Origin of the sequence: Flagellimonas halotolerans, from assembly GCF_035818535.1 — a bacterium.
GTDB lineage: Bacteria > Bacteroidota > Bacteroidia > Flavobacteriales > Flavobacteriaceae > Flagellimonas > Flagellimonas halotolerans.
On record NZ_JAYKYV010000008.1, the window covers coordinates 13973 to 29061 of the forward strand.

14 protein-coding genes are annotated in these 15089 nt (G+C 42.1%); 6 read left to right on the forward strand and 8 right to left on the reverse strand.

Annotation, left to right across the window (positions count from 1 at the left end; genetic code table 11):
• Position 1: 1 nt before the first annotated feature.
• The 4 genes from VM932_RS10710 to VM932_RS10725 form a co-directional block, all read right to left on the reverse strand.
• The gene (locus tag VM932_RS10710) at positions 2-760 is read right to left on the reverse strand and encodes an anti-sigma factor (protein WP_293168711.1); all 759 of its coding nucleotides are present in this window, start codon (positions 758-760) and stop codon (positions 2-4) included.
• Positions 757-1323, reverse strand: coding sequence for an RNA polymerase sigma factor (locus VM932_RS10715; protein WP_326278801.1), 567 nt, complete (start codon positions 1321-1323; stop codon positions 757-759). The genes VM932_RS10710 and VM932_RS10715 overlap by 4 nt, the downstream gene beginning before the upstream one ends.
• Before the next feature lie 203 nt (positions 1324-1526).
• Entirely contained in the window at positions 1527-2543 is a 1017-nt protein-coding gene (gene murB, locus VM932_RS10720; protein WP_326278802.1) for a UDP-N-acetylmuramate dehydrogenase, read from the reverse strand.
• Positions 2540-3733 carry a pyridoxal phosphate-dependent aminotransferase gene (locus VM932_RS10725; protein WP_326278803.1) on the reverse strand — a complete coding sequence of 398 codons (1194 nt, stop codon included), beginning with the start codon at positions 3731-3733 and terminating at the stop codon, positions 2540-2542. The genes murB and VM932_RS10725 overlap by 4 nt, the downstream gene beginning before the upstream one ends.
• Before the next feature lie 147 nt (positions 3734-3880).
• Here VM932_RS10725 and VM932_RS10730 point away from each other — a divergent pair, with 147 nt between their 5' ends.
• Entirely contained in the window at positions 3881-5224 is a 1344-nt protein-coding gene (locus VM932_RS10730; RefSeq protein WP_326278804.1) for an aspartyl protease family protein, read from the forward strand.
• Positions 5225-5289: 65 nt separating this feature from the next.
• Here the strand turns inward: VM932_RS10730 and VM932_RS10735 are convergent, their stop codons facing one another.
• A complete protein-coding gene (locus tag VM932_RS10735) occupies positions 5290-5676 on the reverse strand; it encodes a DUF1573 domain-containing protein (RefSeq protein WP_428979740.1) in 387 nt (128 codons plus the stop codon).
• A 198-nt stretch (positions 5677-5874) separates the two neighbouring features.
• On the opposite strand from VM932_RS10735, the gene VM932_RS10740 reads away from it, so the two are divergent.
• The 5 genes from VM932_RS10740 (at position 5875) to VM932_RS10760 (ending at position 13378) form a co-directional block, all read left to right on the forward strand.
• Positions 5875-8499, forward strand: coding sequence for a valine--tRNA ligase (locus tag VM932_RS10740; RefSeq protein ID WP_326278805.1), 2625 nt, complete (start codon positions 5875-5877; stop codon positions 8497-8499).
• Positions 8500-8763: 264 nt separating this feature from the next.
• Positions 8764-10152: a Gfo/Idh/MocA family protein gene (locus tag VM932_RS10745; RefSeq protein WP_326278806.1), complete on the forward strand. Its 1389-nt coding sequence runs from the start codon at positions 8764-8766 to the stop codon at positions 10150-10152.
• Positions 10153-10165: 13 nt separating this feature from the next.
• The gene (locus VM932_RS10750; protein ID WP_326278807.1) at positions 10166-11218 is read left to right on the forward strand and encodes a GHMP family kinase ATP-binding protein; all 1053 of its coding nucleotides are present in this window, start codon (positions 10166-10168) and stop codon (positions 11216-11218) included.
• Between the two features lie 5 nt (positions 11219-11223).
• Positions 11224-12057: a sugar phosphate nucleotidyltransferase gene (locus VM932_RS10755; RefSeq protein WP_326278808.1), complete on the forward strand. Its 834-nt coding sequence runs from the start codon at positions 11224-11226 to the stop codon at positions 12055-12057.
• 52 nt (positions 12058-12109) lie between these two features.
• Positions 12110-13378, forward strand: coding sequence for a sterol desaturase family protein (locus VM932_RS10760; RefSeq protein WP_326278809.1), 1269 nt, complete (start codon positions 12110-12112; stop codon positions 13376-13378).
• Here the strand turns inward: VM932_RS10760 and VM932_RS10765 are convergent.
• The 3 genes from VM932_RS10765 to VM932_RS10775 are packed head-to-tail and all read right to left on the reverse strand — an operon-like array spanning position 13375 to position 15089.
• Complete coding sequence (locus VM932_RS10765; RefSeq protein WP_326278810.1) at positions 13375-13638, reverse strand: acyl-CoA-binding protein; 264 nt, start codon at positions 13636-13638, stop codon at positions 13375-13377. The two genes, VM932_RS10760 and VM932_RS10765, sit on opposite strands and share 4 nt — an antisense overlap.
• Positions 13631-14296, reverse strand: a complete 666-nt coding sequence (locus VM932_RS10770; protein WP_293168691.1) for a phosphatidylserine decarboxylase family protein — start codon at positions 14294-14296, stop codon at positions 13631-13633. Before VM932_RS10770 ends, VM932_RS10765 begins: the two co-directional genes overlap by 8 nt.
• Entirely contained in the window at positions 14286-15089 is an 804-nt protein-coding gene (locus VM932_RS10775) for a phosphatidate cytidylyltransferase (protein ID WP_326278811.1), read from the reverse strand. The genes VM932_RS10770 and VM932_RS10775 overlap by 11 nt, the downstream gene beginning before the upstream one ends.

A 15089-nucleotide genomic window follows, 5' to 3' on the forward strand; every position in this document is an offset into this window, starting at 1 on the left:
CTTAATATTTGATGTTGGCCACGATATTGTCGACCGATGGGGTGTTGTTACCACCTTTTGGTTCAATGGTAATGTAACTTACCGCATTATCGGCATAAGGAAGCGCAAGAAGTTTATCTTTTTCATCAAAATTCTTGATTACGCCCAAGTTTACCAATTCGCCGTTGACTTCGGCCCACATTTGGAAGCATTTGTCCTCTGGGAGCTCCGGGACATTGCTTACATTGATGTAGGAAAGTTTTTTGACTGGGTTGATGTAAGCGATTGCCTTAAGTTCTTTAGCTTCACGTTCCCCTTTTACTTGGTATTTTTTTGTAGCAGGGTTATTTAGCACAATAAATTGGTTTCTCATATCTGCCAATTGGTCTTTCATATTGTTTTCCAAATACTTGATTTGGTTGGTGACCATGGTATTTTTTTCTTGAAGCGTTTTGTTTTCGTTCCAAAAGAATAGGGAGGAACCGGCAAAAATCATTATGGCGATACTGGCCGCTACGGCATAGCGCATGTACCTTTTGCTTACCATTGTCTCCTTTTTTGCGCTGGCCAATATGGTTTCTTTAAGACCTTCTGGAGTCTTTTTGGCGTACAAATTGGCAAAGGTCTCCAGATTTTTTTGGAGCATATCGTAGGTTTCCCTTACTTCGGGATACATGGCGATATATCTTTCGGCCTTTTGGGATTCTTCTTTAGTGGTATCTCCCAAAAGGTATTTTTCCAAGATATCGGATTCTAAAAATATTTTAACTTTCTCTTTCATGGTAATAGATTTAATAAAAGAAGCAAAGCCATGGTTGTACCGTAAATTTTTCCAAGTTCCCTTAGCCCGATTTTTAATCGGGACTTTATGGTTCCCAAGGGAATGTCCAATTCATCACTTGCCTCTTGCTGCGTCATTCCTTCAAAAAACAGGGCTTCAAGAACAACCCTGTACTTATCTTCGATTTTGTCCAAGTTTTCTTGGATGTCCAGATGTTCTGGGTTAATAGCCTTCACTCCAACATTATATACGTCTGAAACGTCGATTTGGATTTCCTTGTCCGATTTATTATTTACGCTCCGTAACTTATCTATGGCCGTATTTCGCACAATTCGAAATAGCCAGGTAAAAAGCTTGGCTTTTGAGGCATCGTAACTATCAGCTTTTTTCCAGATTTTGATAAAACTTTCCTGGAGCACATCTTGGGCCAAATCCTCATCTTTTACCACTTTAAAAGCAACACCGAAAAGTGTATCACCATAATTTTCGTAGAGTAGGGAAATAGCCTTATCGTCTTTTTCCGCAAGGAGTGAAACAATATGTCTCTCAATCAATGTGCTCATTAATGATGCTTTTGGTAAAATTTTTTAAGGGACCAAAATCTAAAATAGGATTTATCTCGTATATAAAACAAAGCTAAGACAGAAAAAGCATTTTGTCTTTGTTGATTTTGAATTGAAATAAGGGGTGTCACAACCCTGACAACATTCATAAATTTGGTTAGTTTGGTTTGGTATAACCCTCGTTATTGACTTCAATGCGAGGGTTATTTTATTATGTTCACCTCTGGCTGAATTTTTATTTTGAAGGTTTTCTGTACTTCATCTTGAATTTTTTTGGCCAATTGAAGTATTTCCTTGCCTGTTGCTTTGCCGTGATTCACCAAGACCAAGGCTTGTTTATCGTGTACTGCCGCATCGCCAAACTGTTTTCCCTTAAACCCGCATTGCTCAATGAGCCAACCGGCTGGAATTTTATATTGATTCTCGTCCATTTCATAAAAAGGTGCATTGGGGTTCTTTTTAATGAATTTATCAAATGCTTTTTTAGAAATAATAGGGTTTTTAAAAAAACTACCGCTGTTTCCAATTTCCTTGGGGTCGGGAAGTTTGCTCTTTCGAATGGCGATTACGGCATCGGAAATATCTTGTATGGTCGGATGCACAATTCCTTTGTTCTTCAGTTCGTTCTCAATGGAGCCATACCCCGTATGCAGCACATGATCTTTCTTGGTAAGTCTTAAAACTACCGAAGTAATAATGAATTTATCTTTTGCTTTGTTTTTAAAGATGGAATCTCGGTAACCAAACTTACATGCTTCCTTGTCAAAACCTTCCAGTTCCCCAGTTTTGACATCCATGGCGGCACAGCTCACAAAAACATCTTTGACTTCCACACCATAGGCACCAATGTTTTGGATGGGCGCAGTACCCACGTTCCCTGGGATCAACGAAAGGTTTTCGAGTCCGCCATAATCCTGTTTCAGGCTCCACATTACCAATTCATGCCAATTTTCACCGGCCATTACCTTCACCTCCACGCTGTTTTCGTCTTCCTCGACAACGGTAATGCCCTTGAGGTTAATGTGCATCACAAGGGCATCAATATCCTTGGTGAGCAACATATTGCTTCCGCCACTTATAATAAACTTTTTTGGGTACGCTTTGAGCTCCAATGTTTTCTGGAGTTGAACCAGTCCGGTAATTTCAACAAAAAACCGTGCTTTTACATCAATACCAAAGGTGTTGTAGTTTTTTAAGGATATGTTTTCCTGTATGTTCACTGGTTGTTGTACTCTGTTAAGGCTTTGCCCAAAATTTGGACAGCCCTTACAAGTTGCTCTTTTTCCAGCACATAGGCAATTCTAATCTGATTTTTTCCCAAACCTGGCGTGGCATAAAAGCCTGCTGCGGGAGCTACCATTACGGTTTTTCCACCAACCTCAAAACTTTCCAGCAACCATTGGGCAAAGTGGTCAGCATCTTCGATAGGGAGCTCTGCCACGCAGTAAAAAGCACCTTGCGGAGTGGCCACTTTTACACCTTCCAACTTGTTGAGTTCGGTAATCAATAGATTTCTTCTGGAAACATATTCCTCGATCACATCATCAAAATATTCTTGTGGGGTTTCCAATGCTGCTTCACTTGCAATTTGGGCAAAAGTTGGTGGGGAAAGTCTTGCTTGGGCAAATTTCATTGCAGTTGCTATTACCTCGGTGTTTTTGGATATCAAACAACCGATCCGTGCCCCGCACATACTGTATCGCTTGGAAACGGAGTCTACCACAATGGCGTGTTCTTCCAGCCCATCAACCTGAAGAATAGAGTAATGTTCCCTTCCGTCGTAGGTGAATTCGCGGTACACTTCATCTGCCACTAAAAAAAGATTGTGTTTTTTGACCAAATCGGCCAATTGTTCTATTTCTTCTTTGCTATAAAGATATCCAGTAGGATTCCCAGGGTTACAAATAAGGATGGCCTTTGTTTTTGGGGAGATGAGCTCTTCAAACTTGGAAATGGGGGGAAGGGCAAAGTTGTTTTCGATGGATGAAGCAATAGGTTTTACTTTAACCCCTGCGGCAGTGGCAAAACCGTTATAGTTGGCATAAAATGGCTCGGGTATAATGATTTCGTCATCGTTATCCATAATGGACCCCATAGTAAACGATAATGCTTCCGACCCTCCTGTGGTTACAATAATATCTTCGGCATCAATAAAAATGTCCCGATTGTCATAATAAGCGGCAATTTTTTGACGGTATTCTTCGGAACCCTGTGTCATGCTGTATTCAAGTACCTCAATAGTATGGTTTCGTACGGCATCCAAAGCCACCTTTGGTGTTTTGATGTCGGGCTGTCCAATATTAAGGTGTATTACCTGGGTTCCCCGTTTTTTGGCAGCCTCTGCGTAGGGTACCAATTTACGGATGGGCGATGCGGGCATTTGTGTCCCTTTCTTCGAGATACTAGGCATGTGCTAAAGTTTTCGCAAAAATGAGAAAACCAACTTTCGAAAACAACAACTTTAAGGAATAATTACTTGCCTATTGAAATGTTAAATTAAGATGAGGTTTGAAGGCAAATACTTATATTTAATAAGTATGACTAGTTGAAATTAAGCATGTTGAGGAAGAACATCATCTTTTTTACACTTCTTTTATTTGTGCCCTTCTTTATTTGGGCGCAAGGATATCGATTGCCCGAAGGTGAAAAGTCTCAAAAGATAAAGTTTGAGCTCATCAACAACCTTATTATAATTCCAGTAGAGGTAAACGGTACAGAGCTCACCTTTATTTTGGATTCTGGGGTAAGTAAGCCCATACTTTTTAATCTTTCCGAGTCAGATTCCATACCGATAAATAATGTTTCCGAAGTCACCATTCGTGGTCTTGGCGGAGGAAAACCGATGAAGGCCCTAAGTTCCAAAAACAATGCTTTTAAACTTGGTGAGGCTAGAAATTACTCCCAAGACCTTTATGTGGTTCTGGACAGGGGAATCAATTTTTCTACCACCCTTGGTATTCCCGTGCACGGAATTATGGGGTACGATCTATTCAGGGACTTTATTGTTGAAGTAAAATATAATTCCAAAAAGATAAAATTGCACAATCCAGAATTGTACCAATATAAGGATAAAAGAAAAACACAGACCCTACCGCTTACCGTAGAGAAAAGAAAGGCCTATGTGGAAGGCACGGTGCTAATGAAGGATACTGCAAATGTACAGGTTAAATTGCTGGTGGATACCGGTAGTAGTGATGCCTTGTGGCTGTTTCCGGCACCCGAAAAAGGGCTGGAGATTCCGGAAAAGAACTACGAAGACCACCTCGGAAGAGGACTGAGCGGTGATATTTTCGGAAAGCGAAGTAAGGTCAATGGGGTTCGGATAGGCGATTTTGAACTTGAAGAAGCCAAAGTAGCATTTCCTTACCTTGAATCTTTTCAGGGGTTGGAAGGCATGGGTGATCGTAATGGCAGTTTGGGAGGTGAAGTCCTCAAGCGTTTCAATATCGTTTTCGATTATGCCCGAGGGCTGGTTACTTTAAGGAAAAATGGAAACTTCAAAGACCCCTTCCAATATAATTTAGCAGGAATAGACTTGCAGCACAACGGTTTGCGTTATATCGCAGAAAGTATTGCCGATGTCAATGGAATTGTGAAAGAGGATGATGCGGATACTTTTGGGAATGTCCAAATTTTATTGGAAAATAAGACCCGTTTAAGTCTTGTTCCCGAAATTGTTGTATCCGGTATTCGTTCGGGAAGCCCCGCTGCGGAGGCAGGATTACGTGAGGGTGACGTGATTTTAGCGGTAAACGGAAAAAGAGTCCATAAGTACAAGCTTCAGGAAATCCTTAAAATGATCAACGAAAGAGAAGGGAAGCGGATAAAAGTATTGATCGAACGGTACAACAGGGATTTGCTGTTCACCTTTGTCCTTAAAAAAATGTTTGACGACGACTAATTAAGAAACAAAAAGCCCCAAAACCAATTGGTTTTGGGGCTTTTAAAATATATTTTTCCTTTTCCTTATTTCGCTCCTGGATTTTTGACGGTACCCTTAATTTTCAAAACTTTTGTGGGCGTATCCGCATTGGAGGTCACGGTAATGGCCTTTCTAATGGGGCCAATTCTGTTGGTGTCATATTTCACTTCTATTTTACCAGTTTTTCCAGGCATAATAGGCTCTTCTGGCTTTTTAGGGATAGTACATCCGCAGCTAGACCTAACGTTGCTGATTACCAAGGGGGCATCACCAGTGTTGGTAAATTCAAAAACACGAACACCATCGCTACCTCTCTCGATTTCTCCGTAATCAATGGTCTCGCTTTTAAATTCGATTTTAGCAGTCTCCTGAGCGTAAACCCCTAAGGATAAAAGCCCTACAAACAGCATGAGTACAGTTTTTTTCATCATTTTTGGTTTTTGGGTGAACTTCAAATGTAGATGTTTTGATACCTGCATCCAAAATTCTTTTGTTATAGAATAACGTTACTTATTTTTGTTTCGTATTTCTGGATTGGCTCTCACCCGAAGAATAGCGTAAAAATTAACATTTAGCTTTCCCTTCAAAAATCCAATCTCAGTCCAATTTAACAAAAACTGTACCGAAAAATGGAGATTCCATCAAAATATGACCCAAAAAGGGTTGAAGAGCACTGGTATGCCTACTGGTCTGAGCATAAATATTTCAGCTCCAAACCGGATGAAAGGGAGCCGTATACCATAGTAATTCCGCCACCAAACGTTACTGGTGTGCTTCACATGGGGCACATGCTCAACAATACCATACAAGATGTTCTTATCCGAAGAGCCAGACTCTTGGGGAAAAATGCCTGTTGGGTGCCGGGAATGGACCATGCCTCTATCGCCACCGAGGCCAAAGTGGTCGCCAAGCTCAAAGCCGATGGCATCGACAAATCAAAATTGTCCCGCGATGAGTTTTTAAAGCATGCTTGGGATTGGACCAACGAATATGGAGGTGTGATTCTCCAACAATTGAAAAAGCTGGGCTGCTCCTGTGATTGGGACCGCACCAAATTTACTATGGATGACGATATGTCCGCCTCAGTGATCAAAGTTTTTGTTGATTTATATAACAAAGGGCTGATTTACAGAGGGTATCGAATGGTGAATTGGGATCCAGAGGCCAAGACTACACTTTCCGACGAAGAGGTGATTTATGAAGAAAGGCAAGGCAGTCTATATTATTTATCTTACGCCATAGAGGGATCCGATGAAAAAGTGACCATTGCCACCACCCGTCCAGAGACTATTTTGGGCGATACCGCTATTTGTATCAATCCAAACGATGACAGATACCGTCATCTTAAAGGTAAAAAGGCCATTGTTCCTATTTGTGATAGGGTAATTCCTATCATTGAAGACGAATATGTGGACGTTGAATTTGGTACAGGTTGCTTAAAAGTAACCCCTGCACACGACGAGAACGATAAAAATCTGGGAGATAAGTACAATCTAGACGTAGTTGATATCTTTAATGAGGACGCAACCCTGAACTCATTTGGACTTCATTACGAAGGGAAAGACCGTTTTGTGGTGCGTAAAGAAATCGTCAAAGAACTGGATGAAAAGGGATATCTGGTAAAGACTGAGCAGCACACCAACAAAGTGGGTACATCTGAAAGGACTAAGGCCGTAATCGAGCCACGACTTTCGGATCAATGGTTCCTAAAAATGGAAAACATGGCCAAACCTGCCATCGAAGGCGTTTTGGAAACCAAAGATGTAAAATTGTACCCATCCAAATTTGAGAATACCTACCGCCACTGGATGGAAAACATACGCGATTGGAACATATCCCGTCAATTGTGGTGGGGACAGCAAATTCCCGCTTATTATTATGGGGATGGCAAGGAGGATTTCGTGGTGGCCGAAACTCCGGGCGAAGCATTGGAATTGGCAAAAACCAAGAATCCAAAGATTAAAATGTCCGACTTACGCCAAGATCCCGATGTTTTGGATACCTGGTTCTCATCGTGGTTGTGGCCCATAAGTGTTTTCGGTGGCATTTTGGAGCCGGACAATGAAGAGGTGAATTATTATTATCCAACTAGTGACTTGGTTACGGGACCCGATATTTTGTTCTTCTGGGTAGCCCGTATGATCATGGCCGGATACGAATACCGAGGAAAACGGCCTTTTGAAAATGTATACCTGACCGGATTGGTTCGTGACAAGCAACGCAGAAAAATGTCCAAATCATTGGGCAATTCACCCGATGCCCTGCAATTGATATCCGATTTTGGTGCCGATGGTGTTCGTGTTGGACTTTTATTGAGTTCGGCTGCCGGTAACGATTTGTTGTTTGATGAGGCACTTTGCCAGCAAGGAGCCAACTTTGCCAATAAAATTTGGAACGCTTTCCGATTGGTAAAAGGTTGGGAAGTGGCGGATATTCCACAGCCCGAAGCTGCACAAAAGGGAATTGAATGGTACAAGGCAAAGTTCAATCAGACCCTGATGGAAATTGAAGACCATTTCTCCAAGTACCGTATTTCCGATGCCTTGATGGCTACCTATAAATTAGTGTGGGACGATTTCTGCTCTTGGTTGCTGGAAATTGTAAAGCCAGAGTATCAAAAACCGATCGATAAAGCAACCTACAACGAAGTGCTTCGTCTTTTCGAGGAAAACTTAAAATTGTTGCACCCATTTATGCCTTTCTTAACGGAAGAAGTTTGGCAACATATCGCCGAGCGTACCCCCGAAGATGCGTTAATTGTAACGCAATGGCCAAAAGCTAAAGGAGTGGATTCAGCCCTAATTGCCGAGTTTGAATTTGCTTCCGAGGTAATTTCTGGGATACGGACCATCAGAAAAGAGAAAAATATTCCTCAAAAGGATGCTTTGGAGCTCTTTATGTTTAATGGTGAGAAAGTAGGCGATCAAATGGACGCCATCATTCTAAAACTAGGAAATCTGTCAAAAATGGAGGCAGTGGATACTGGTTTGGAGGGTGCATTGACCTTTAGGGTAAAGAGCAACGAATATTTTATTCCAATCAGCGGAACCATCGATGTGGATGCCGAAATTGCCAAGATCACCGAAGAGCTGAATTACACCAAAGGATTTTTAAAATCTGTGGAAAAGAAGTTGAGCAATGAGCGTTTTGTGAACAATGCCCCTGAAAAGGTGGTGGCCATGGAACGCAAAAAAGCAGCCGATGCCGAGGCCAAGATTGAAACCTTGGAAAAGAGTTTGGCCAGTTTAAAATGACCTTTGGTTATAAATAGGAATGATTTTGAAAAGAGGGTGTATAAAAAGCAACAAAAGTTTAAATTTGTCAGGTTGAGGCCTTCGGCTACGCTCAGGATAAACTAAAGTCGAAACCCGTTGATTATCAACTTACTTTTGGTTGTCGACTGCCTGCCCGTCCGGCAGTTGGGCACTCGAACTGACAGATAACAAGCTTCTAGAGCTCCTCTTTTATCATTATTTTTCATACTTTGGAAAATATTAGAACCAACAATACAATTACCAATGAAAAACCTCAATAGAAGAAGTTTTATCCAAAAAACCTCATTGACTGCGGCAGCAATCTCTATAGCTCCAACGTATTTAAAAGCCAATTCAGAAAGACCGCTTTCATCAACTTACATGGGTGGATTTGCCGCACCTAAACTAGAAAAGGTGCGTGCTGCATTTATAGGGGTAGGAGCCAGAGGAGGAACCCATGCCAAGTTTTTTGCTGCTTTGGAAGGAACTGAAGTCGTCGCCATCTGTGATTTATACCAGGATTTGGTAAAAGAAAAGACCCAATGGGTAAAAGAGGCCAGCGGACCAGACCGACATACAAATATTGCCCAATACTGGGGCGATGAGGATAAGTGGCGTACCATGCTCAAAGAGGTAAAGCCCGATGTGGTGTTTATTGCCACGAACTGGGTAAATCACGCACCTATGGCCATTGGGGCCATGGAAAACGGGGCACACGCCTTTGTTGAGGTGCCAATCGCTACCACCATCGAAGACATGTGGGATATTGTGGATGCCAGCGAGCGCACCCAAAAACATTGCATGATGCTTGAAAACGTTAATTACAGCCGTGATGAACTGATGTTCCTCAATATGTGCAGGCAAGGATTGGTCGGTGAAATTTTGCACGGCGAAGCAGCTTACATTCACGAACTACGCTGGCAAATGGAAGAGCAGGAACGGGGCACGGGTTCTTGGAGGACGCCCCACTATGCCAAACGGAACGGAAACTTGTACCCCACCCACGGTTTGGGCCCTGTTGCCCAATATATGAGCTTGGCGAGACAAGAAGATACCTTTGGCAGTTTGGTATCTTTCTCTACACCCGCAAGAGGACGCGAGCTGTATGCAGAAAAAAATTATCCAGCCAATCATAAATGGAACCAACTCGATTTTAAAGGAGGGGATTTGAACACTTCCATCATTAAAACAGCCATGGGTAAAACCATCATGGTACAGTGGGACGAAACCAGCCCAAGACCCTATTCCCGATTAAATTTGGTGCAGGGAACCAAAGGTGCGTTGGCAGGATTTCCGACCCGGGTGGCTATTGAAGGCGGAGTGGAAGGACTCACGGAAGACCACCATTCTTGGGTTCAAGGGGAACAACTCGAAAAAATATATGAAAAATATGACCATCCGCTCTACAAACGATTAAACGAAGCTGCCAAGGGCAGTGGACATGGAGGGATGGATGGTATTATGGTGTATCGAATCGTGGAATGCCTGCAAAAAGGACTTCCGTTGGACCAAAATGTATACGAAGGATGTTTGTGGAGCGCAGTTGCGCCATTAAGTGAACGCTCCGTAGCAAGTGGTGGTGCACCACAGCCTTTTCCAGACTTTACAAGGGGCAATTGGAAAGAAACAGCACCACTGGAAATAATAAGTTAAGCAGTAAAGATTAATGATCGAAATAAAAGTCCCGGCCCGAATCTGTTTTTACGGGGACCATCAAGATTATTTGGGATTACCCGTAATTGCAGGAACCATTGACCGCTTCATCAATTTAAAGGCGATTCCGAATTCTGATAGAAAATACCTTTTGAAGCTGTTGGATTTAAAGGACGAATTGTCCATTTCTTTGGATGATGATTTGAAACAAGTGCAAGCCGATGATTACTTCAAGTCGGTAATGGCAATTTTAAAAGAGCAAGGTTTCCAACTTGACCAAGGTTACGACATCGAAATTTCAGGAAACATTCCCGTGAATGCAGGGCTTTCCAGTTCTTCGGCCTTGGTAGTGGCCTGGATTCGTTTTTTGGTGGCAACACAGGGAAAATCGGAAGAAATCAGCGATTATCAAATAGGAAGATGGGCGTATGAGGCCGAAGTGCTGTTCTTTGACCAACCCGGAGGTTTAATGGATCAGTACACCATCGCTCAAAAAGGACTTATTTATATCGACACCCAAAGTGGGGAAAGCACACGTTTGAATGCTGATTTGGGCAAACTGTTGGTTGCTGAATCGGGCGTGCCCAAAAAGACCCTGGAAGTGCTCAAAAATGCACGGGTGTACGCACAAAATGCGGTGGGCGCCGTTAAAAAGGTACATCCTGAATTTGTTTTGGAAGAATCATGTTTGGGTGATTATGAAAAATACATCGACTTGGTGCCAGAGGAGCTTCAGGGGTATTGGTACTCTACCATATACAACTATCACATCACATTACAAGCAAAGGAAGAGCTTTTGAAAGCTGCTCCCAATCCACAAACTTTGGGAGATTTAATGAACCGGCACCAAACCATTCTTCAAAATCAAATCAAGAATACACCATCGGAAATGATTGAGATGATGGATGCTGCTCGTGATGCAGGGGCACTGGGAACAAAAATAATCGGTTCTGGAGGTGGAGGATGTATGGCGGCCATGGTAACTGATGCTGTCGAGGAACAGGTAAAACAGGCGTTTTTGGACAAAGGTGCCAAAGCGGTGTATGCTGTAGAACTAACAAGTTGATTACAATGGAGAATACGAGTTTGATCATTATGGTGGGAGGGGCGTCTTCCCGAATGAAGCGGAGTTTAAAAAATAAGGAGGATCAAAAAGGGATCATGGACAAAATCCCCCATAAAAGTTTGATTCCCGTAGGGAAAAATGGCAGGCCCTTCTTGTATTACTTGGTACAGAATGCCGTGGAGGCAGGATACGCCAAACTGTATTTGATCACTAGTCCCGGGAACCAAGCATTTCAAAGTTTGATTGATAATAAGGATCTTCCTGCAGGGTTGGAAGTTTTTTTGGCAGTCCAAAGCGTGCCCGAGGGAAGAAAAAAACCTTTGGGAACCGCAGATGCGCTCCAGCAATGTTTAGATCAATACCCAGAGTTGAAACAGACCACCTTCACCGTTTGCAATGGGGATAATCTTTATTCTGTTGGCGCTTTGATGAATTTGAGGGTGGAGCGGACAGCACCGCACGCCTTGATCAGTTACGGTAGCTCGGGTTTTGATTATACCGAAGAGCGTATTGCCAAATTTGCCGTAATGGACATTTCTTCTGATGGATTTTTGAAGGAAATCATCGAGAAACCAAATATAGCGGATGTACCCAAATATAAAGATGCTTCAGGCGAACTTCGGGTAAGCATGAACATTTTTAGTTTTTCTGGAGCGGAAATATATCCCTATTTAAAAAAATGTCCCATTGATTCTGTTCGGGATGAAAAGGAATTGCCCAAAGCGGTGGCCGTTTTGGTAAGTGAAGAACCGCAGAGCGTACTTTGTATACCACGCTCCGAACACATTCCAGATTTAACGGATGCCAACGATATTCAATTATTTAAAAATTTAGAGTAACTTAAAGGCATATAATCCCATTCTTGCATCGAGCAAAGTTTAATTTTTGGAAATGGAATCGTATGCAATGGCATTGTTATATGCCACACCGTTTTTTATAGGCCTGGTGCTTATTGAAATACTTTATGGTCGATTTGTAAAGGACCAGAAACATAATCTAATGGATACCGTGAGCAGCCTTAGCTCGGGTTTGACCAATGTGGTTAAAGATTCTTTGGGGCTTGTAATCATTCTGGTGAGTTATCCCTTTTTATTGGAACATTTGGCTTTGGTGGAAATCAAAGCGACCTGGTTGGTTTGGGTGGTGGCTTTTATTGCGTTGGATTTTGCAGGCTATTGGAATCATAGGTTGAGCCATCACATTAACTTTTTTTGGAACCAGCATGTAATTCATCATAGCAGTGAGGAGTTTAATTTGGCCTGTGCGCTTCGTCAACCTATTTCCAATTTGTTGGGCTATTATGCACTTTTATTGATTCCTGCAGCCCTCTTGGGTGTTCCGGACCAAGTGATTGCCATTTTGGCTCCCATCCATCTTTTTGCCCAATTTTGGTACCACACTCAGTATATTGGGAAGTTGGGTTTTTTGGAATATGTAATCGTTACTCCCTCACAACATCGGGTGCACCATGCCATCAATAAAGAGTATATTGATAAAAACCTCGGACAGATTTTTTGTGTTTGGGACAGAATTTTTGGAACGTTTCAAGAGGAATTGGATGAAGTGCCCCCACAATACGGGGTATTGAAACCGGCAAACACTTGGAATCCCATTATTATCAACTTTCAGCATGTATGGAGGTTGATGCAGGATGCATGGCGCACAAAAAGCTATTGGGACAAATTGCGCATTTGGTTTATGCCAACGGGTTGGCGTCCACAGGATGTAAAAGTGAAATACCCTGTCGCCATCATTGAGAATGTATATAATTTTAGGAAGTATAAACCCCAAGCGTCCTCTTCCCTTAAAGGTTATTCTCTTTTTCAACTGGCCATTACCACTATTTTAATGCTTTTTATGTTCTACAACTATTCGGATATTGGTTTTGATGGTCTCTTGTTGTTCGGTGCTTTTATTTTTGTGGGTATTTATGGCTACACCACCTTAATGGACGGTAAAAATTATGCCGTTTGGATTGAAGTGATCAGAGGGGTAGGGGGATTGGTGTTGATTTATTTTACTGAGGACTGGTTCGGAATCAATGCGTACTTTTCCATGGGAAGTTATCTTGTAGCTTTTTATTTTTTGATCACCATTTTTGGAGGTATTTACTTTACCTACTTTGAGAAGTCGTTTATTGCTACGGATTTGGCTTCTTAGAGTGTTTTTAGCTCTTTCTCCACCAATTCCACATATTTCTCCATGGCCTCTTCCTCACTAATTCTTTTGGCTTGGAACAATGCGTTTGCCTTAAAAGCGTTGATCAATGGTGTTCTACTGCCAGGATTGTCAAAGTTTTTGTTTGCTATCTTGAAATAGGCATAGAGTTTTAGCAGAAGATCCGCGGGCAACGGGTCGGTGTAGCCGTTGACAAAGTCAACGGCATCGTTAAATCTTTTGTGTAGGTCTTCGTTAATCATCCAACGGTCTTATAGAGGCAATACAGGTGCGCGCCCCAACTACTTTTTGGTTCAATTTAACGGTAATGTCACAATCAAGCGGCAATAAGAGGTCTACACGGGAGCCAAATTTGATAAAGCCGGCATCATCGCCTTGTGTTACTTGTTCGCCTTCTTCGGCATAGTTTACAATTCTACGGGCCATGGCACCGGCAATCTGCCTGTACCCTATTTCACCAAATTTAGGGGTGTGCAGTATTATGGTGGTGCGTTCGTTTTCGGTACTGGACTTTGGGTGCCAGGCCACTAAATATTTTCCAGGATGGTATTTGGAATAGGTTACCGTGCCACTGGCGGGGTATCGGGTTACATGTACATTGGTGGGCGACATAAATATGGATACCTGTTTTCTTTTTTCTTTAAAGTATTCGGGCTCATCAACTTCTTCGATAACAACGACCTTACCATCAACGGGGGCCAGAATTTCATCAAAATTGGGCGTGACCAGTCTCTTTGGGTTTCTAAAAAACTGCAGAATTGCAATCAAAAAAAACAATGCGGCTATTTGAACGGCAAAACGAATCCATTCCACATCGATATAATACTGTGCGACCAATACGGCAGCTACCACTAGAAAAAAAGTGGCGATAATAATTTTTTGCCCCTCTTTATGAAACATAGGAGAATATAGTTAAAATGAAATAAGCAAAAGGCGCAGCGAACACCAAGCTATCCAGTCGGTCCCAAATTCCGCCATGCCCGGGTAAAATAGCTCCGCTATCCTTTACCCCGGCCATTCGCTTGAATTTTGACTCCAATAAATCGCCCAAACTCCCTGCGACCACTATTAAACAGGCCATTGCCATCCACTCTGTTACAGAAAGCCTTGTTTCGTACCAGGATAAAAAGTAAGCGGCCACCAGTGCAAAAATAAGACCTCCTACAGAACCTTCAATAGTTTTTTTGGGTGAAACTGCAGGAAATAATTTTGAACGGCCCAAAGTTCTTCCGACCAAATAGGCAAATGTGTCGTTTACCCATATTAAAATAAAGATGCCCATGATCAAAAATTGGGCAAACTCATCATGTTTATACGGTATCATGGTCAAAAAAATACATCCGCCACCAATGTAAAAAAGGCCGATGATGAATTTTTGAAGGTTATTGAATTTTTTCGGTTTTTTCGAAAACAGGAACATTAACAGTGCTAGGTCCACTGTTATGGTGCAAAGCATCAACAAATTTACTGCTGTGCTATCGTTGTTCAGGTAGATGAAAACCCACCAAAGTGCCAAATAGGCTGCAAACATATAATACCCCTTAAGGCGGACTATACGCTTGTATTCATAAAGGCAGGCCAATCCAAATGCCATAAAAAGAAAGTCGAAAGCGTCCGAACTTAAAAATACCGCGCCTAGCAGAAGTACCACATAAATCACCCCTGTTATGGAGCGTCTTAAAATTTCTTTCAT